The sequence below is a fragment of the Marinifilum breve genome, from assembly GCF_003202155.1.
GTDB lineage: Bacteria > Bacteroidota > Bacteroidia > Bacteroidales > Marinifilaceae > Marinifilum > Marinifilum breve.
Genome location: NZ_QFLI01000015.1, coordinates 1 through 21,235 on the forward strand (window position 1 = coordinate 1; position 21,235 = coordinate 21,235).

General features: G+C 35.9%; 14 protein-coding genes. 2 read left to right on the plus strand and 12 right to left on the minus strand.

The annotated features are described in order from the left end of the window. On the plus strand, positions 1-351 hold a 351-nt coding region (locus DF185_RS23655; RefSeq protein ID WP_165836099.1), incomplete at its 5' end, for a hypothetical protein. A gap of 185 nt (positions 352-536) precedes the next feature. Here the strand turns inward: DF185_RS23655 and DF185_RS21945 are convergent. The 9 genes from DF185_RS21945 to DF185_RS21985 all read right to left on the minus strand — a co-directional run bounded on the left by DF185_RS21945 (position 537) and on the right by DF185_RS21985 (position 14,752). After that, positions 537-776 (minus strand): hypothetical protein, encoded by a 240-nt coding sequence (locus tag DF185_RS21945; protein WP_110363727.1) that lies wholly within the window; start codon positions 774-776, stop codon positions 537-539. Positions 777-2,227: 1,451 nt separating this feature from the next. Beyond that, positions 2,228-5,032 (minus strand): M16 family metallopeptidase, encoded by a 2,805-nt coding sequence (locus DF185_RS21950; RefSeq protein ID WP_110363729.1) that lies wholly within the window; start codon positions 5,030-5,032, stop codon positions 2,228-2,230. A 79-nt stretch (positions 5,033-5,111) separates the two neighbouring features. After that, a complete protein-coding gene (locus DF185_RS21955; protein WP_133250126.1) occupies positions 5,112-5,651 on the minus strand; it encodes a hypothetical protein in 540 nt (179 codons plus the stop codon). Between the two features lie 24 nt (positions 5,652-5,675). Next, positions 5,676-6,293 (minus strand): fasciclin domain-containing protein, encoded by a 618-nt coding sequence (locus DF185_RS21960; RefSeq protein WP_110363733.1) that lies wholly within the window; start codon positions 6,291-6,293, stop codon positions 5,676-5,678. A gap of 20 nt (positions 6,294-6,313) precedes the next feature. Next, positions 6,314-7,831 (minus strand): RagB/SusD family nutrient uptake outer membrane protein, encoded by a 1,518-nt coding sequence (locus tag DF185_RS21965; protein WP_110363735.1) that lies wholly within the window; start codon positions 7,829-7,831, stop codon positions 6,314-6,316. Between the two features lie 3 nt (positions 7,832-7,834). After that, positions 7,835-11,362 carry a SusC/RagA family TonB-linked outer membrane protein gene (locus tag DF185_RS21970; RefSeq protein ID WP_165836100.1) on the minus strand — a complete coding sequence of 1,176 codons (3,528 nt, stop codon included), beginning with the start codon at positions 11,360-11,362 and terminating at the stop codon, positions 7,835-7,837. 151 nt (positions 11,363-11,513) lie between these two features. Further along, positions 11,514-12,707: a FecR family protein gene (locus DF185_RS21975; protein WP_110363739.1), complete on the minus strand. Its 1,194-nt coding sequence runs from the start codon at positions 12,705-12,707 to the stop codon at positions 11,514-11,516. 185 nt (positions 12,708-12,892) lie between these two features. Continuing rightward, positions 12,893-13,447 (minus strand): RNA polymerase sigma factor, encoded by a 555-nt coding sequence (locus DF185_RS21980; RefSeq protein WP_110363741.1) that lies wholly within the window; start codon positions 13,445-13,447, stop codon positions 12,893-12,895. Positions 13,448-13,621: 174 nt separating this feature from the next. Next, positions 13,622-14,752, minus strand: a complete 1,131-nt coding sequence (locus DF185_RS21985) for a glycerate kinase (protein ID WP_110363743.1) — start codon at positions 14,750-14,752, stop codon at positions 13,622-13,624. Between the two features lie 252 nt (positions 14,753-15,004). On the opposite strand from DF185_RS21985, the gene DF185_RS21990 reads away from it, so the two are divergent. Continuing rightward, on the plus strand, positions 15,005-15,466 hold the full coding sequence (locus DF185_RS21990; protein WP_110363745.1) for a PaaI family thioesterase: 462 nt from the start codon (positions 15,005-15,007) through the stop codon (positions 15,464-15,466). A 61-nt stretch (positions 15,467-15,527) separates the two neighbouring features. Here DF185_RS21990 and DF185_RS21995 read toward each other — a convergent pair whose 3' ends face one another. The 3 genes from DF185_RS21995 to DF185_RS22005 are packed head-to-tail and all read right to left on the minus strand — an operon-like array spanning position 15,528 to position 21,169. Next, the gene (locus tag DF185_RS21995) at positions 15,528-16,814 is read right to left on the minus strand and encodes a TolC family protein (RefSeq protein WP_110363747.1); all 1,287 of its coding nucleotides are present in this window, start codon (positions 16,812-16,814) and stop codon (positions 15,528-15,530) included. A gap of 45 nt (positions 16,815-16,859) precedes the next feature. After that, on the minus strand, positions 16,860-20,024 hold the full coding sequence (locus tag DF185_RS22000) for an efflux RND transporter permease subunit (RefSeq protein WP_110363749.1): 3,165 nt from the start codon (positions 20,022-20,024) through the stop codon (positions 16,860-16,862). Between the two features lie 26 nt (positions 20,025-20,050). Further along, positions 20,051-21,169: an efflux RND transporter periplasmic adaptor subunit gene (locus DF185_RS22005; protein WP_110363751.1), complete on the minus strand. Its 1,119-nt coding sequence runs from the start codon at positions 21,167-21,169 to the stop codon at positions 20,051-20,053. Positions 21,170-21,235: the final 66 nt, after the last annotated feature.

Genomic DNA, 21,235 nt, shown 5'->3' on the forward strand with positions numbered 1-21,235 from the left:
AACTGTACTCCTGCAATCTTAGAGGATTTTGGACTGAGTTCTACTCATCGTGTAATCGACACGGATACTCAAAGGCCTGAAATTCATGTAGAGTTGGTTTCTGGTGCTCCTCGAATTAAGTACACAAAATCTATTTTTGACGGCATTCGTTTGTTTTGCAGAATTAGCTATGGCGAACAGGAAATGGAATACGAAGAGACCATAACCCGACCATTCTGGAAAGATACCAAAGCAAGAATGGATCCTTTAAAACCTGAGACCAGAACCTACTATGCCTATTTCCTTTACAAAGGACAAATTGTTGGTCAGAAATCAAATGTAGATAGTATTACCCTGGAGGCTTTGAGGTAAATTGACTTGTATAAATTAAAGCTGCACTTATTTTTAAGTGTAGCTTTAATGAACTTAGAGTAATTTGGAATTTAAAACTGCAAAAGGAAATAAGCAGCTGCTTCAAGAAGATTAAATACTTTTTGTAGATTTATTTTAGACGCAAGCTGAAATAAAAAAAATAGTATAATACGTCACGAAATCTGTTACAGATAATTATATTCCCTAAATACTAATTTTGAAGGCTCATTTTCCCTTTTCCAAGAACATTGCTTATGATTAACTAATATTCTATCTACCTCCTCAACAGAAAGTTCATCTATAAAATTAACCTTCTGCTTAAAGCTTAACTCATCAATACAAAATAAAGGACAAGCCGCTAATCTATCACTAAAAGGGCAATCATAAAGAATACCATATATACGTTGTAAACTTTTTATTTTCATATTTCAATACAGTGTATAAATCTAAATTCTAGCTATATCCCTTTCAATCTGTCAATATTTTAATGTAGCTCTTATAAAAAGGAGTAGCCACATATTAAAATATGACTACTCCTGGCAGCGATAAACTAAATCTGTAAAGACATTTATCTTATGGATTAAAACTTGGCTAATAGTTACTAAATACAATCCGATGGTAAAATAAGTGTTGGAATTGGAATAAGCGATTGCCTTACGACAATAGCTACACACTACTATACCAATTGTAAACCTTACCTTTTCAATTGGCATGACACAAAATTCTACATTACAAGATACATAAGAACAATTCCTTTATATTCTTCCATCAAAAAAGAGCGAGAGCAGAGAATATTTAGCATATCAATTGGGAATAGATTTTTACTCTGCTCTCTTTCACCACTAACTAATCTCTATTTATTTAAATTTTGGATTCACTACTACTTCTGCGGTGTTAACATTTTTTTTAATAGCTCTTTTACAAAATCATGTATAACATCTGAAGTTATCCCCTCAATCTGTTTCACATATTTTTTGTTTGGAACAAAATCAACTTCATGCATTAAGGTTGATGAAATAACTCTAAGCTAAAAATTATTTTTCTCTTCGATCTCTTTTCTGCTTTTGATATTGGATTATTTGATATTTTTCAAATCTTCAACAATAGGGCCATCTTTTAACAATTTTTCGATGACGTGAATAGTTAACTTCTTTATTGCATGTTCTTACATAAAGAAAAGCTTTAACGTCCATTGCATTCTGCGAGGGTCTTTCTTTTCCCAGAGCATTGTAAAAACCTCATGCAAAAGGTCTTCAATGGCAGCTTTGTTGTCCAAGTACTTTCGTGCAAATAATTAAGGCCTTTGTAATAGTTATCAAAAACCTGTTTAAAAATTAAATGATTACCCTATTTAAATGCGCTAAAATTTTCTTTACTTATCATTGTATACTAATTACTTTTTGTAGCGCAAGTAAAGTTATTGTTTTGCTTTCTGCATCTTTATAGTTGATAAGGTTTCTATGACATAGTCATAAGAAATCAAGAATATTAAAAGCAATTGCCCTGTTTGGATATATGATTTAAAAGGTTTTTGTCTACCAGATTCAGGGCTACGAGTTTAGCTGCACAGAATACTATGGCTTAATTTGTTTGGTATTTGAATGTAGCTAATACGGCAATTAGATATTAAGGATGTAAAAAAGAGCCGACTATCGCCAGCCCTTCCACTTGTCAATACAGGATTTTAAGCTAATATATACAGTTTTTTGCACCTTTTTACAAAGAACACACCCGTTATATTCAGAAATTTACCAATACAAGTTCAATATTATTTTTAGTCTCAGATCTCTTGTAATAATTTTCTATGAAAAGATAAGGTAAAAATTTAAATCGAGTTATCACAAAAGATATAATATTCTAGATTAAAAAATAAGTACTATTCTTTTGGCTTATAAATTATATCAACCAGATTAGCATTACCAAAATACATTCTCGCAAAATCATTAACATCTTCAATTGTAATGTTATTGATTACATCCAGAGAGTATTTCTTAGTAGTATGATCCTCTCCTTCTAAAATGTATGTATCCAGAATATTCATCCAATATGCATTATTCTTGGTTTTTTGAGACTGTACCTTACGTATAGTACTGATTGCTTTTTTGAAATCGTCTTCTCGTACGCCATTCTGCACAACCTTATTGATTTCATCATATACCTTGCCTTTCAGCTCCTCTACCCTTGCAGGTTCACACTGAAACTGAATGTTTACACCAACACTGCTCTCAGGATACTTTTTGGCTGAACCTTTGATGTGTACTCCATAGGTTCCTCCTTCTTTTTCCCTAATCTCCTCAGTAAATCTCAGTTGCAAAGACTGACACATAATATCCAAACAATAAATATTTTTGTATGAATAAGGTGAAAGCATATTATAGGTTAGTATAGTACCGGCTTTAGGTTCTGCCATTTCTAACTCAAGAACCTTTTCTGTCTTGCCTTTTGGAAAATTATAAGGGTGAACTTTAAAGCTCTCTTTTCTGTTAGCAGCAGGTATTGCACCAATATACTTGGAAACAAGCTTTTTTACTTCTTTCTTATTGATATCACCTACAATATAGAAAGTAAAGTCATCTGCTCCTTTATATCGTTCCTTGTATATTTCTTCCATTTTCGCCATGGTAATTTCATTGATGTAATCTTCATCAACTATCCTAACCCGTGGGTCGTATGAACTTAATATCATCTTTATGGAATCGTTCAGAATCTGACCATAGGTCTTTTCTACGCCTTTGATCGACTCCAGTGTACGATTAATCATCAGGTCATGCATTTGCTGATCAAAACGTGGTTGCTCGAACAACATATACACCATTTGAATCATACTTTCAAAATCAGTATTCTTACATGCACCGTCAATATTTTCACTTAACTCCGAAAAGTTTACTCCTACAGATGCCTGCTTACCAAGTAATATTTTTTTCAAAGTACTCAGGTCGTGTTGACCTAATCCATAGTTCATTATATTGTTTACCACACTGGCAGACGGCAAATCTTCAACGTCTAGTAATGATTTTCCTCCAATACTTCTAGCCTGAAACGCAACCTGCCCTGGATTGTAACTACAGTATCTGTAAATGACTTTTGCGCCGTTTGAAAGCGTCCATTGCTCTGCACCAAATCTTTTTAGTTTTACTGTTTCAACAATTTCACCGCCAGTAATATCAACATCCAAAAGTTTAGCTGTAACTGCTTCGCTGCTTTGCTTTTCAACTTTGCCACTTTCTACTGCTGCAATGATATCCAGAACCTCCTCTTTCGATAAATAAGTTTTACCCTCTTTCTCAGGGCCGGTTATAATGATCGCTCTGTTTTTATCAGCATATAACTCGTTCGCCTTAGCTTTGACTTCTTTCTCTGTAATGGTATTTATCTGCTTGTTAAAGAACTCATATATGTAGTCAATATCTGCCATTGGAATGTTATCCAAATAATGGCTTTGGCACTCCTTAACGTAAGTTTCAGTATCAATCTTATCCTTTTGCTTGTAGTAGTTTTCCATGAACATGATCATGTTGGTCTTGGCCATCAAAAACTCATTAGCAGTGAATCCATTCTTTAATATGTCCTGGTTGATTTCAAAAAGCTTTTGAACGCTTTCTTTGTCTTTACCTTCCTTCGGTGTGACAGATAGAGTAAGAGCTTCATAACCCCTAACTAGACCACCATAGTTAATATTGGCATTTAAGAATGGTGTTTCTCCATTTCTCATCAGTTCACCTATTCTTTCGCCAACCATCATATTGTAAAGGTTGTTCACGTATGAATCCCTTAAAGTCTTGTGATTGACTTCTTCTTTTGGCGTTGCTTTGTGTCTGATATATAATGAAATATTAGTATGTTGTATTTCTTTATCAGTAGCAACACAATACATTGGTTCTGCGTTATCTTCTATACTGTAAAATTCACGTGGCTTGCCATCAGTCACGGCAGGAATCTGGGAGAATAATTCCTGAATCTTTTTTTCTGTGCGCTTAACATCAATATCACCGCATACGATGATACACTGTAAGTCGCTTCGGTACCAGTCATGGTAAAATTTCTTGATTGTTGCTGGGTCGAAATTCTGTATTACATCAAGGCTTCCAATCACATCGCGTTTTGCATGTTTTGAGTTGTTATACAGCGTTGGTGCAATTTTATTCATTATACGGAAACCGGCATTCCTTCGTTGTCTATATTCTTCTGTTATAACTCCGCGCTCTGCATTAATTTCTTCCGTCTCCAAACTTAGGCCATTGGCCCAATCATGCAGCACTAAAAGACATGTATCCACCAGACCATTAATATCAGTCGGCACATTGCTTATATTGTATACCGTTTCGTTTTTTGCTGTATATGCATTTATGTTACCTCCAAAGGTCACTCCGTGCTTTTCCAATGTGTTAATTACACCTTTGCCAGGGAAATGCTTTGTACCATTAAAAGCCATATGCTCAAGAAAGTGAGCAAGACCATTTTGATTATCTTCTTCCATCAAAGCACCTACATTTTGTACTATGTAGAAACTTGCTCTATCCTTCGGCAACTCATTATGATACAAATAATAAGTGATCCCATTCGCTAGCTTTCCATATCTAACTGCCTTATTCATCGGCACAGGGGCATTTAAATTGCCTTGACCTATGGCACTGCCAATACTAAATAGCAGCAGCAGCAATGCTATACATATCCTATTCATTCTCAAAATCTTTCGTAAAATTTAACTGTAAACTAAAGGGATGGAGATAGTCCTCTTGTGACTATCTCCAAAATAATATTTATTCTACTATTACCCTTAACATATTTGGAAGCTCATGCGCATATCCTTCATTACTAACCTCAATATCTAATAGATACTCTCCAGCAGTAATATTGTTTTCAAACTCTATCTCAACAGCACCGTCACCTCTCATACTACACTTACTAAGAAGTTCAGTCACATCTCCCCCACCAACTTTTGTGGCTCCGATTACTCGATAAAATAATGGTCTAGTACCATCAACTCCCTGCAATGGATAAGACACCCATGGAATCTTTTGAATACTACGGTAATAATGTTCACCGGCGACTTCCTTCTCTATCGTTGGCATTATACCCCAACTAACAAGTTGATCATGAGTAAAACCCCATCCTATGTACATTTCATACTCTGGATTCGGAACTTCGTCAATATATGGCTCTCTTAAATCCAAATCAAGATCAATAGTCATAAAATCAGGATCGAACTCAGCATTGTCCGTTATTAAATATCCAACAGGTACATTTTCACATGCTGTTAATATACCTAGAAGCATAGCTATAATAAATATCTTTCTCATTTTCATCGTTTTTAATCTAGAAACTTAAATATCACCAAAAGTATAGTTGTAATGAAGCGAATGAACTACTCCATTTGTACATTGGATATCATGTGATGCAATATCTACTACCACATTTATGGTACCATCTACCAGGTTGTAAGAACCTACATATAAAAAGGTAGGTCCTGCGTCAGGTATACCACCATATGGCAATGTAAATGTATATAACCACAGTTTATTATCCCCTAGCGTATCAAAATCCTCTCCTCCTTCCTTAGGATACTTTACACCTTTGGGTATATCATCTTTCAAAAACCTACCATCTATTACATGCTTTAAAATCATGGACTTACACTCCTCTACAGGTATATCACTGACTTTCATGTAATCCATATCCAACATCCATCTTAAAATTGATAAGTTAGTTGGACCTAAAAACACTATCTGCTCATGATCAGGATCATTACCGTCGAACAATTCTGTTAACCCTGCTCTTTCAATTACAAGCCGTGTTGTATCCCAATTATAAGAATCTGTCTTCATATACTCTAGAATACTAACACCTGTTACACCGTTAGCCTTACCTGTGTCTATGAAATCCTGTTTTTGACAGGAAAAACACATGATGCCAACTAGAGTTAATAAAAATATATATTTCATTTTTCTGTTTTTTTAAAATTTTACCATTTACCTAACCAGTATTTGTTTTGACGCATTCCTGGATTATTATTAAAAGCACGACTACTGATTGGCATAAATAATGCTCCATCTGCTATTTCCTGATCTGTTAAATTCCTTATAGTTTCAGACAATTCATATTTCCACATGCCAGTTCTTACACAATCAAAATATCTGTGGTCTTCAATTAAAAGTTCTTTTTCTCTTTCTTTGAATATGATTTTATACAATTCTCCCTCATTAGCAGAGTATAAACCAGCTCCAGCTCTGTTTCTAATTGTATTTAAATCTGCTATCGCTAAATCATTCTCACCTTTCTTCGCATAACACTCAGCGCGTAAAAGAATGATTCCAGCTAACCTAAATATAATACCATTACCTTTCCAAGCTTCGAATTCTTCCCACCCACTTGAATTATTCATTATCGCGGTTCTTCTTTTTTGGAAAACTGCCCAACCATCAAGCACTGGATCATTTTCTAACTCCTCAAACTGATAGAAATAGGAATCCCTTCTTTTATCGTTATCACCGTACATTAGTCTTACAGTTGCATTCAGTAAGCCAAAAGGTAAATTTTTGTAACGGCCTTTACTCGCATCAGGTCTATGCGGCCATGACTGGTAATCATCTTCTAATAATACTTGGGAATGACTAATTTGAGCCATTTCAGAAAGTTCATAATCCCCTTCAAAAATTGATTCGATATGGTTGCCGATCATTACACCAGTTACAACCTCTTCTGGATCGGATGCCAAATTAAATTCGGGTGCATAATTTTCTTCCGCGTTTCCATCAATCACGTTACTTGCCGCCTTGACAGCTAAGTCTAAGTGTGTTGGTTCATTACCAAATTCACCCATCCAAGCATGCATATGTGCGAGCAGTGCATAAGCAGTACCCTTACCAGGTATTTGTTTACTTACTACTGAAGACTTGTCAGCATTTCGTTGCTCAGCCCATGGCTTAAGCATTTTTGCCGCCTTATTTGCATCTTCTATAGCAAATTGCAAAACTTCTTTCCACGGAGTTCTGACCTTTTGACCATTGTCTTGAATACCTACAACTAATGGTGCATCTCCAAAGATTTGAATAATTCTGAAATACATGAATGCCCTGACAAAATAGGCTTGACCTTTATAAAAATCGTATCTGTCCTGAGGCAGATCTTCAGCCTTGTCTATATTGTCTATTACCATATTAGCCCAAGTAATAACATCATACATGCCTTCCCAATGAATACCGGTGGTAGATGTGAAAATACTTGGATCATGCGCTCTCAATCTCTCGTAAAAGTCCGACAGTTTATCTGTCTTATTACCCAATAGCATCGGATAATTCTTATTCCCTAAGTATTCTGACCTTAGTATAGCATGCATACTAAAGACTGTAGTTTCAATATCCTTTTCAGTCTTGAAATAATTGTAAAAGGTTACTGAATTCTCTGGTTCTAACTCTAGCATATCTGTACATGAGCAGAACAAAACTGAGGTAATTATAAAAAATAATGTAAGTTTTTTCATTGCTTAAAAGTTTACAGTAAGACCAGCAGTAAATTTTCTTGTTAGTGGGTAGTTATTTCCTAAATCAATACCAGTTGTAACATTAACAGTTTCAGGATCTGCTCCTGTATAATTTGTGATTGTGAATAAATTCTCTCCACTTACAAATACCCTGGCACCACTAATACCTATTTTATTTGTAATGTGTTTCGGTAGTTTATATCCAACGATTAAATTCTTCAGCTTCACATAATGCACGTTTTGCTCTACAAATCTATCAGAAACTACTATATTATTACCTCTCGTATCTAGCTCGTTGCGTGGATAATCCGTTTCATCTCCTGGTTTTTCCCAGAAAGTATAATCATTCAAATCTGCCAAGATAGGAAAAGAAATATTGTCTTGTGTCACACTTAAAGTGGTAGGAAGAGTGCCATTTATAATCGTACGACCTAAAGAATAACTCAAAAGGAAATTAACATCAAAGTTTTTCCATTTTATCTCGTTTAGTAAACCTCCAAACGCTTTTGGTAGAGGAGAACCAAGATATACCTCGTCTTGGTGATCGATTTCTGCATCTCCATTAAAATCAAGATAACGAGTATCACCTACAGTATATACCTGTGATTTATTCCCTGCATTGAAAAAATACTTCGTACCATCTGTCGAATATCTATATGGCAAATTACTTGCATCGGATATAATACCGTCAGTTCGAAGAGCATATATTCCATTAACTGGTTTTCCTATGGTATATCTTCTTGAAATATCCCTGTCATCATAAGATGCCCTAAATTGATTCCAGTTTCTCGCAATATTAAAGTTCATTTTCCAAGTAAGCTCATCATTTCGAATAACATCCCATTTAATGGTTAATTCCATACCTTCATTCGAAATTGCTGCGGCATTCATCGCCTGCCCACTAAAATATGAGTAGTTACCAGGTAAATCTACGTTATATAAAAGTTTATCAGTATATCGATAATAATAATCGAAAATGACACCTAACTTGTAATTAAAAAAATCTAAATCAAGCCCCAAGTTGTATTGCGTAGTTTCTTCCCAGCTAAGTTTATCATTCAACAAACCATATCGTTCATCAGCCGATAAAATACTATTGCCCCTAAATGGCACCGTACCTGTCGATAATAAACCATAAGCAAGATATGCCTGGTCAAACTGCATACCAGAAACACCCCAACTGGCTCTTATTTTACCGAAATCCATCTTTGGCAAAAAATTCATGAAGTTTTCTTCACTAAAAACCCAACCTGCACTGGCAGATGGAAATGTTCCCCAAGGAATTGCCTTACCAAATTTAGAACTACCATCTCGTCTTATAGACGCCTCGAATAGATACTTTTTGTTATAATTATACTTAACCCTTGCTAATCCACTTACCAATATCGACTCGGAAAAATCAGATTGATATTGCATCATCTGTCGATTATATCCCTGACTAACATCTACATATGGAAATCCGCCAGTAACATAGTTTATATAGTCACTTGGTGAGTTATTGCCATAACCATTATAAGAAGTTTGTTTGTCAGTTTGATAAGAAAAACCAGCAAGTATATCAATATTATGCAATTCATTTATTGATGTATTATAGGTTAGTATGTTTTCTGATAGCATATTCGTAAAATCACTCATACCACCATAACTACTGGAAAATCCTTCCGTATTCAAAAAAGACGGGGTAAACCTATTAAACTTAGAGACCGAATAATCGATTGAATTCATGGACTTAAAATCCAACCCTTTCGTTAGATTATAAAGAACAGAGAAGTTTGCACGTAAACGAAAATCATGATTTTTTTGCTTTACACCTGTAATACTCTGCAAAAGAGTACTTTCGACCACAGAACCTTTTCCTGGAAGAAATGGCGAGTATTCAAAAGGAGCTGTTGGTACTGTCTCAATTGTTGTCCCATTACTGGTCTTTTTCCTTGAGCTAATAGAACTAAAAACTCTGAAATCTATTGTTGCTCTTTTTGTAGGCTTAAAATTTAAACTCGCAAGCATTGTTCCTCTATCGAAACCAGAATTTTTCATGATACCGTCTTCGGAATAATATCCAATACCGATATTAAAATTCATGTTTTCATTACCACCTCTTGCTTGAACATTAGCATCAACGACCTTACCCGCTTGGAACATGATATCAAACCAATTGGTAGAATTATTGTAAAAAGAATTAAGACTGTCCTGCTGTAATCTAACAACGTCAGGCACACCCCAGACACTTCCATTTCCCCAATAGAAATCATAACCAGAATTATACATTCCATCCTGTCTCATCTTCCAAGCTTCATAATGTGAGTCTGGATAAATGGCTACATTTTTGTCGTCATCAAAACCTGCATTACGAGCTTTTCTTAAGGCTTCCTCCTTAAATCTTCTTGCTTCCACTCCAGCTGTTACAGTTGGGAATTTAGGCACAAATGAATAAGAAGTAGACACATTAGCACTAAACTTTGTCTTACCAGGTCTACCTTTTTTAGTTGTTACCAAGATCACACCATTAGCTGCACGGGAACCATATAAAGAAGCAGCAGAAGCATCTTTTAACACTTCAATCGATTCAATCATTGATGGATCAATCTCTGCCAGTGCATTAGTTCCTGTCATACCAGATTGCATATTCGAAACAGGTATACCATCAATCACCCATAAAGGAGCAGAAAAGTTTCTTGTTTCAGAATCCAGTGAGTTATATCCACGTACAACTGTGGAAACACCACCACCACCTGGTGCACCAGACATATTCTGAATATCCATACCTGCTATACGTCCTTGAAGTGCAGTTGCAATATTGGAAACAGGAACATTTTTTAATGCTTCTCCTTTTACAGAAGCAACAGAACCAACCATTTCCCTTTTGGTTGTGGTACCATATGCCACTACCGAAACTTCATCTAACTTTGAAACATCTTCTTCTAATGCAATCATCAACGGTTTACCTCCATCAAATACTACTTTTTTAGCTTTAAAACCTACAGATGAAACCATTAACACTCCTTTTCGTTTCGGAGAATTTAAAGAAAACATTCCATCAGCATTGGTAGCTGTACCATTGTAAGTTCCTTCAATCATTACCGTTACACCTGGTATGGGAGTTCCGCTTTTATCGGTTACCTTTCCTTTGATTACTGTTGGTTTTTGTTGTTCTTGTTCCTCTACTACAGCTGGACGAGGCTTTATCACAATTACCTCTTTATCGATCTCATAGGTCAAATCAGTACCTTTCAATACTTCATCTAACACCTCTTTCACGGTTTCTTCCTTGGCATCAATCGAAATGCCATCCAACTTCTCAATCTCGTCAAGATTGTAGATGAAACCCAAATTGGTTTGAGATTCAATTTCTCGAATTAAATCTTTTGCGCTCACATCCTTCAGGTTCAAACTCACCCTCTGCGAGAACACACTGGCATTCAGCTGTAAACTAAATGCAAAAAATAATAATACAAATGTTTTCATAGCAATAAGCCATTTCTTCCGAACACCTAATAACTTAGATATTCGAAACAATTCAAATTTTTCCATAAATTTGTAATGTTTAGAGTTACACGTACATCCCATTGGGATGATTAATTCTAAATAGCCGGGACATAGTACCAGTATGTTCCGGTATTTTTTTGGTATTTAAACTATTCCTATTTGGTATAGTGCCGATACTTTTTCTCAAGCATCAGTATTATTTGGTTCTTACAATTACAGTCCTTTCGCTTTTAATTTCAAATTCAACATTGGTTGTTTTTTCTATCATGTCCAACAAGTCGTTACAATTGTTGAATCGAGGCAGTTTTCCTGAGAAGTATTGATACCGGGCTCCATCGTCCTCATAAAATACAGAGATATCATACCAACGAGAAAGTTTTCTCAGAATGTCTTCCAATGATTCTTCGTTGAATGTAAACAATCCTTCTCTCCATTGCCCATATCTTTTTGCATCAACCTGTTCTACATTCAATTTATGCTCATCTTTATTTAAAACTGCCATTTCATCAGGCTTAATGATAATGTCTTCCAAGTCTTCGTACTTTGGAGAGATTTTCACACTACCTTCTACCAAGGCAGTTTTTATACTTTCTTCATCTCCGTAGGCCGAAAGATTAAAAGCAGTACCCAATACTTCAACATTCAATTGTTTGGTATTTACAATAAAGGGTGCATTTTTATTCTTTGTCACTTCAAAATAGGCTTCACCATCCAGCTCTACCTCCCTAATGTTATCTGCAAACTGAGTCGGGTATTTTAATGTCGATTCTGAATTCAGCCATACCTTGGTTCCATCAGCAAGGGTTAACTGGTATTCCTCTCCTCTACCAATAATCAAATGATTGTATCTTAATTTGGCAGTTTTATTTGCGGATGAAGTGTAACTCAATGAACGATCTTTGTTTTCGATAGTCACATGCTGCTCATTTCTCTCTAACACTTGATCTTCTTCACCCAGTTGTACTCTTTCTCCGGTACTCAATACCAACTCAGCAGATTTTATTCCTGGTGCAATTTCTACAGGAATATCCGATACGTAATCTTCATAGCTATAATCCTGCATTAACAGGTAAGTAGCTGCCAAAATAGGCAAAGCAATAATAGCTGCATATTTCAACATCTCTTTCCAAAGCATTTTTCTTACTTTGGTTTCTTTTTGAATGGATGCCTGAAAACGACTCCACTCCTGCTCAAGATTAATTCTATTGATAATATCCTTACGCTCCTGTGTACTGCTTCCATTTTCCAATTCGTCAAGCAATTTTCGGTTCGATTCTTTTTCTTTCAACCATTCTTCCAATTGCTCACTTTCCTTTTCATCCAAATTCCCATTCAGATACAAAGCAAGTAATTTACTGATATCAATATTTTTATTAATTCTTTCTTCCATTTGATTCTAACAATTTAGGTGTGCACTCCTATTGCCTTTCATCTTACAGACTTCTTTTTTGAAATCGGGGTGAAGTAAAAAGAAAATTTTCACAAAAAAAATATGAATTTAATCGAACAAGCCCATTATTGAGCTATTAATAAGAGTATTCAGGAAGGATTCTAAATCAATTCGAAAATGTTTGCCTACAGAAAATGATAGAATTCTACCAATAGGAAGATCACATATTGTTCTCCGAACAACTCACGTAGTTTTCTAAAGGCATGAAGCTTGTGTGTTTTTACCGTATTGATGCTCACATTCAGCTCTTCAGCTATTTCGGGGTTGCTCAGGCCTTGCAGGTTCAAACGAAGAATTTCACGAGCCTTTTCCGGTAAAAGCTCAATGGCTCCTTCCAATTGTCGATAGGTTTCTTCTCGAACAATTTCATTCACCACATAATCATCCTCAATTTGAACTTCTTCGTTTAATTCTTCGGTAAAGCCTCTTCGCTTTTGCTTTTTTAAATAATCGAAACAAGTGTTTTTGGTAGCCAGGTAAAAATACACCTTCATGGATCTTTCCGAATCGAATTCGGTTTCATTGTTCCAAATCTTCACAAAAACGTCTTGTACCAAATCTTTGGCTAAATCCTCATCCCGCACAAATTTATTGGCAAATACGCACAAAGAAGGAAAGTAGGATTCAAATACCTTCTTGAATTCAATCTCGCGTATTTTTAATTTGGACTCTGCGGTCATTTAGGTTTTTTGGGTTATTTAGTCATGTGGTTCAGGCCACAAATGTAAAAGAATTGATTGAAAATTGAAATTTGCTCTAATTATTCTTCATGAAGATATCTATTCAAAGCACAAAAAACTCTCCTCCAAATCATGGAAAAGAGTCTTTCTAAAGTCTAAGGAAACCTATTTTATTTAACCTTTAACTTTCAATATCTCACCAAAGCTTTCAGCAGCCATCTCTAGGTATTTCCCTGCATTTTGCATGGAGTCCTGCAAGTCTTTGGCATAACCCGAAGTTTCGGAGATGTAATCTACTTTTAGCTTCTCCCTTTCTGTTTCTGATAGGTCTACCAAAGCACAGAAGAGCGCCAGTTTCTGATCTTCCAATGAATCCAATACACCTCTAATTACTTTACCCGAGAAGGTTTGAGAATCCAATTTTCCCTCTCCTGTAATGATCCAGTCGGCACCTTTAATTTTTTGATCAAAGCCTGCTTCATTTTTGATGAGTTCAATTCCAGAACTCAAGTTTGCTCCAAGGAATAGTATGCATCCTGCACCAAGACCACCTGCTGCCCCTGCTCCTTTTATATTTTGCAGATCTAAATGAAACTGAGACTTCACCACCTCATTAAAAATGATAAGACCATTATCAAGTTCCATTACCATTTTTGAGGATGCCCCTTTTTGAGGCGAATACACGTAAGCAGCGCCATTGGGTCCATATAGTGGATTATCTACATCACAAGCTACTTCGAATTTTACATCCTTGATTTGCGGGTGTGCACCGGAAATATCAATGGTCTCTATTTCCTGCAAATCCTTACCAACTCCTGAGAGCTCCTTTTTGTCTTTACTAAAAAATCGATAGCCCAAGGCCCTGGCCATGCCCATACCCGCATCATTGGTAGCACTTCCACCTATTCCCAATATGATGTGTTCTACCCCTTTATCAAGGGCATCTTTTATGAGCTCACCCGTTCCGTATGTACTAGTTTTTAACGGGTTTGCTTCTTCATTGCTAAGCAAGCGAATTCCTGAAGCTTCAGCCATTTCAATAAAAGCAGTCTTCTTGGCTTTGGAGTACAAGTAAGAAGCTTTTACTTTCCTGCCTAATGGATCATTCACCTTCAACGAAATCATTTCCCCATCAAGATAGTACTGCAACACCTCAACGGTTCCATCCCCTCCATCTGCCAAAGGTAATTTCTCAATTTCAATATCCGGCACATGTTTTCTGATTCCTTTTTCAATGGCATCACAAAACTGAAGTCCGGTTAGGGATCCTTTAAATTTATCGGGAGCTATGATTATTTTGGTCATATCTTTAGAAAATTATCTAATTCGAAAGATATTGAATTACTTTTACGGATGTAAGAAACTGTTTAAAATTTATCCTTCAGCTTTTTTATATGAAGACATGAAGCCTAACTGCGTTAAATTCCATTTAAATAGAACCACTATTCGCATAAAATTTGCCTTGTTACGCTTCATTTTTCATCGATAAAAAATTCTAAAAACAAATTTAAACAGTTCCTAAGAATTCTATCATTATAAATACGATTCACAACAAACATGAAAGGAATACAAGATTACTATCACGACCATTTTGCACAATGCTACGGATGTGGAAGATTAAATGAACATGGTCATCACTTGAAAACTTATTGGGATGGAGAACATACCATTACCAAATTTATCCCGAAAGAATATCACACGGCAATTCCGGGATTTGTATATGGTGGCATGTTGGCTTCGGTGATTGATTGTCATGGAACTGGTTCGGCAGCATTGGCTTTTGCCAAACAACAAAATATTGAATTGTGCGAACACAATGCTCCAAGATGTGTTACTGCTTCATTGCAAGTAAAATATTTAAAACCAACACCCATTGATGGGGAGATTGAAATAAAAGGTACAATAGCTAAAATCAACGAGCGTAAGGCAACTATTGTTGCAGAACTTTATGCTGGTGGTAATCTCTGTGTAACAGGTGAAATTGTTGCAGTTTTAGTACCTGATAATTTTGGAGAATAAATGCAAAACAAAAGGCTATCCACATCAGTTGAATAGCCTTTTTTAAAATTTTCGAGATTACTTATTCGTTTAAAATTCCTCCGGTTAGTCGAACCAATGAGGTTCTAGATTGAATCAAATTGAAAATAGCATTTAATCGAGCCAAAGCCACATTTTGATAATTGATTTGAACATCGCGATAGTTAAAGGAGTTAATACTACCCGATTCGTATTTGTCTTTGGATATAGATAAATTCAGTTCTGCCGCTTCCAAATTCTCTTCAGCCAACAAATACAACTCCCTCCTGACTTGGTACAGCTCACAACTTTGAGCTAAAGCATTCGTAAGCGTATGCTTTAAATCCTCTGTTTCAATTTTTCCAATTTCTTCCTGGATTCTTGCAATTTGTAGTGCCCTTCGATTCGAATTCCCATTAAATATCATATAACTCAAACTAAGGTTGGCATACAGATTATGAGAATCTATTGTATTGGACGACATACCATCCGGCTTTGTTCTAATTCTATTGCCCTGAATACCTGCTCCAAAATTCAGTTTAGGAAAAAAATTGCTCCTTGCCAGCTCCACATCTCTTCTCAGAATCATTTCCTGAATGTAACGATTCTTTAAGTTGCTGTTATTATTTAGCATTTTATCCAATAAACTGGCCAATTGGTATTCATCGCTTACTGGCAAAAACTCATCCGAAAACTTGTAGGTTTTACTCTCTTTAACGCCCAATAGAAAATTCAAATCGCGTACAGCATTGTTAAAATTAACTTCTTGCAATAAATAGGAAGAGCGATCTTCGAGCCAGGCATTTTTCGATTGTAAAACATCGTAAGTTACAGCACTACCCAATTCTTTACCAACCTTACTTCTTTCATACCTGTCCGAAGACAAATTCATAATCTTCTCACTTACTTTCAATCTCTCCTTTTCGAGTAAGATTTTATAATAAGCCAGTATAATCAACTCAATTCTATTTTCAACTGCTATCAGCGTATTTCCCTTTGAGAGTTGCTCCAAATCATCGAATTTATCCTTTCTGATTTGCACAGCAAAACCCTCAAAAAGTGTCCAATTCATATCTAATGATGGAATTACACTCAAGCGAGTAAAGTCATTGCTTTCATTATAGTCTTTTATCCCTCTTCCCTGAAGGTTAAACTGAATTCGAGGATATCTTCCAACATTTCCCCACGAATTATTTAATTCTGAAATCCGTTCCGATTTACGAATGATTTTTAATTCATAATTGTTTTCCAAGCCAACCTGAATTGCTTTTGACAAACTTAACTCCTCTTGAGCCATCAAGCTCATCAAGAAGCAACTCAACAATAGGCTTAATGATATCTTTTTTATCATTTCTTGTCTTTGTATAATGGTTCGGAGTAAGTATCTCTCCGATGATTAATCTAAATTTACTTTTGATTCTTTGACTTTAGGCTCTACATCCCTTGGATCAATTTTATAGCCTTCCCAAATTTGTTTTGAATATCGTTTCAAATCATTCAATATCATGATTAAAACAGGGAAAAACAGCAAAATAAACATCGTTCCAATCAGTACTCCATATGCCAAAGCAATAGCCATTGGAATTAGGAATTTTGCCTGGAATGAATTTTCAAGGATCAGCGGATAAAGACCAACTGATGTTGTAATAGTTGTCAAAACAATGGCTCTAAATCTTGCTTTTCCTGCCTCTTTAACCGCCGAAACCGGAAGCATTCCTTCTTGAATCAAGGAATTGTATTTGGATAGGAATACCACAGCATCGTTAATAATTACACCCGATAAAGCAACCATTCCCCAAACACTTAGCATCGAAACAGGAAACCCTTCCACTCCATGTCCCCATGCAGATCCTAAAAATCCTAATGGAACCATCATTAAAACAATGATACCTTGAGTAAAACTTCTAAAGTGAATCATCACAATAAAAATGATAATCATGAATGCAATTGAGAAATAAAGCATCAATTCCTCAGCATCCTCCTTCGAACGTTTTTGCTGCCCTTGATATTCGGTTCTCACGCCTGGAAATCTATTATCCAGTTCTGGGAAAATATTCGCCTCTACATATTCTAATATCGGAGGAACAGGTTCGTTTGGATCCAAAAGTTCTGCCTCAACCCTAATCTCACGAGATCCGTTATAGCGTTGTATACTTACAGGTCCGCGCTGTATATCATATTCAATCAGTTCTGACAAAGGAAAGGCGCCCTTGGGTGTTCTAATCCTCATATCCTCCATTTGTCCGATAAATACTCTATCACTTTTAGGATATCGAACCCAAACCTTTATTTCATCTTTTCCTTCCTGCAAACGCTGAGCTTGACCTCCAAAAAAACCTTGTCTTATCTGAGATGTAATGGTTCTAATGTCCATACCCAGATAATAAGCTTTTGGTTTTAACCTAAGCCTCACCTCTCTACTTCCAAGTGGATTATTGTCACTAATGTTATAAAGCGATGCCATTTTTCGAAGTTCATCCTGAAAAAATTGATTGGCACGATTTAGCTCATCCAAATCGCTTCCCAATAAACTTACCGAAACGGGTGCTCCCCATCTATTAAAAGCTCCAATGGTGAACTTTTCAGCTTCGGGTACTTCACCAATTTTTGCTTTTACCCGGTTTGTAATCTCAAAACTAGAAATCGGAGCTCCTTCCATATCGCGAAGCATAACCCACATATTTCCTGCATGTGGACCATTTTCCTGTCCACTAAATGATGAACCGGTTGACACACCTGTATATTGAATATAGCTGGTTGTATCATTGTATTCATTCATGATATCATCATTCACTTCCCAGACTGCTTTCTCAAAATCTTTAAGGTAGGCAGTTGTAATATCTTTATTGCTTCCTGGCTTAAAGGCTACATTGATATTGAACGAATCGAAAGGCATATTCGGAAAGAATGTACTCTTAATCAATCCTCCACTAAACAAACCATAGGTTATTAATATGAGAGCAAGAGGTGTAAACACAACAAACCATCGCCATTCAACTACCCAATTTAAAACATCAGCATAAACCTTGTCACGCATGAATATGATGCCTTTTTCAATTTTATCTCTGAATCGATTAAATGCATTCTTTTTTTTCTTCACATTTAAAACCACATCATTCCCAACATGGCTTGGTAAAACAAAGAAACTTTCGAAGAGTGATAAGAAAAGGCAACCACAAACAACGAATGCCATCTCGTAAAGAAATTCCATATTTCCCGTTACCAATAACAATGGCGAAAATGCCACCATAGTGGTTGTAATGGAAGTTAATACTGCCGGTATTACTTCCAAAGTTCCATCAATGGCAGCTCTCCTCGGACTTTTTCCTTTCTCAAAATGAGAGTAGATATTCTCTCCAATCACAATCCCATCATCCACCAGAATACCAATAATTAATATCATCCCGAAAAGAGAAATCATATTAATGGTAACGCCCATTAGGTTGGCAATAATAAACATACCAAGAAAAGATGCTGGAATACCCCAGGCAACCCATAAGGCCAATCGGAAACTTAAGAATAATGCAAGAGCAATTACCACCAAGCCCAGTCCATAGCCACCATTTTTATATAGTAGATCCAATCTGGATTTTAGCATGTCAACAAAGTCGAAAGTCACAATCATTTGTGCATCATCATGACTGGCATTGAATTCTTCCACATACTGGTTACAAAATTCTGATATCTCTTTTAAATCTTCATTATTTAGCTTGTTTACAACAATGTAAACCGCTGGATTTTGATTTACATAGGTAGAATTTGGAACATCCTGAAATTGAAAGTGAGTACTCGCTACATCTCTAATTCTAAGGTAACTCCCATCAGGATTTGCCTTTAAAATGATTTCTCCAATCTTATCAGGATCTACGGAACGGTTTCTACTTCTTATTAAAATCTCCTCAACCTCATTTTTAATGGTTCCCCCTGAAATATCAATATTATTACTTGCAATGGCGCGTGATATTTCACTGAAAGTAAGGTTGTACCTTCTTAAATTTTCTTCTTTAACTTCTACCGATAATTCTAACCTCGGAAAACCCGAAAGACTAATCTGCGACATTTTTTTAGATCGCAGCAAATCATCATATATCTCATCGGCATATCTCTTTAAGGTGAGCAATTCTACATTACCAGTAACAACCATATTAATAGCTGGGGTTGTCGACCTTCGTTTTGCAATTACTGCTTTCTCCGCTCCAGTTGGAAAACTTGGAATTCCATCCACCGCATTTTTAATGTCGGCTAATGTTTCATCCAAATCGTATTCACCTGTAGTAGTAATAGTTACCCTGGAAAAACCTTCTGATGAAACCGAATTCATTTCCTTGATTCCAACAATTCCACGAATCGCATCTTCAATTCTTGAAGTTATCCCTTCTTCTACCTCCTTCGGACTCGCTCCAGGATAAACCATTGAAACTGTAATGGTTTTGGATTCGGTTTGAGGAAAGAATGATTTTTTCATGAATACCAAAGAGGTAATTCCTGCAATAAGCAATAAGGCAATAATCATCTTTCCGTAAAACGGATACTTTACAAATCTTGTAACAATTCTTTCCATCTCGTAATATCTGATTAATTACCAAACTATTGTACCTGAACCTTCATATTCTCAGTAGCTTTTACTGGTGGCTCAACTACAAGTAATTCACCTTCTTTCAGTCCGTTAAAAATCAATGAATTTTCATTTCTTTTTAAAACATTAATTCTCCTCGATTTCATTAACTCATTTTCCAAAACATATACCTTATTGGAACTGAAAACTGCAGTTCGAGGAATTTCCATAGCCTGTGCAATCTTTTTACCTTTGAATCGAGCAGTTAAAAATTGTCCTTGATACAATTCTACATCACCTCTCTTATATAGCTTAACAAAGACCGAAACGGATTGAGTTCCTTGATCTACAAACTCAGATATACGAATCAACTTGCCCATACAAAGTAATTCTCCTTTAGAATCCAAAATTTCTACCTCATCATTCAGTTGTAACCATTTTATGTCTTCCGATTCAATTGGTACTTGCAGTTCTAACTTGTTGGATTCAATGATACCAGCCAATTTTGAGCCCATTCCTGCTACCGACCCAACCTGCGTATTCACCTCTACAAAGGATCCATTAAAAGGTGCGTAAATGTTTCTCTTTTCCAATTTTACTTCAGCACTTTTAATGGCATAGTAATCTCCCAAAATATTTCGACTGGCCATAAATACTTTTTCCTGTGTAGTTTTAACTTTAGGCAATTCAGGAACATTATCATCCAAATCAATCGTATTGAAGAAACTCATCCAATTTTCGAAGTTATCGGCGTAATCTACCTTAATGTCTGGTAGATTTTCAGCCAACTTATTTAAGAAACGACTTTTTTGCGCCCGCAAATCCATTTTGGCATCCTTGTCATATATCTTAATCAGTAAATCGCCCTTCTTAAATTTCTGTCCCACTTTCAATGGTACTCCAGCTTCAACTATTCTACCAGCTACTTCAGAACTTAAATTCACTTCCAAATTAGAAGCTAACCTTCCTTTTTCAACAATAGGAGATTCAATATAGGAGTACTTAACTTTCTGAATCCTTACAGTAGGCAGCTTGTTATTATCTAAATTTTTGGCAGGATCTTCCTTCATGCCTTTCAAAAACATTGCCAAAAACATTGCTATGCCTAATGTGGCTAGTACAAGAATGACAATTACGATTTTGCGATTCATATAACTTATAGGTTTAGTATGTGGTTTGTTTTACCGGAGCTTTATAAAGCTATAAATATAAGATTT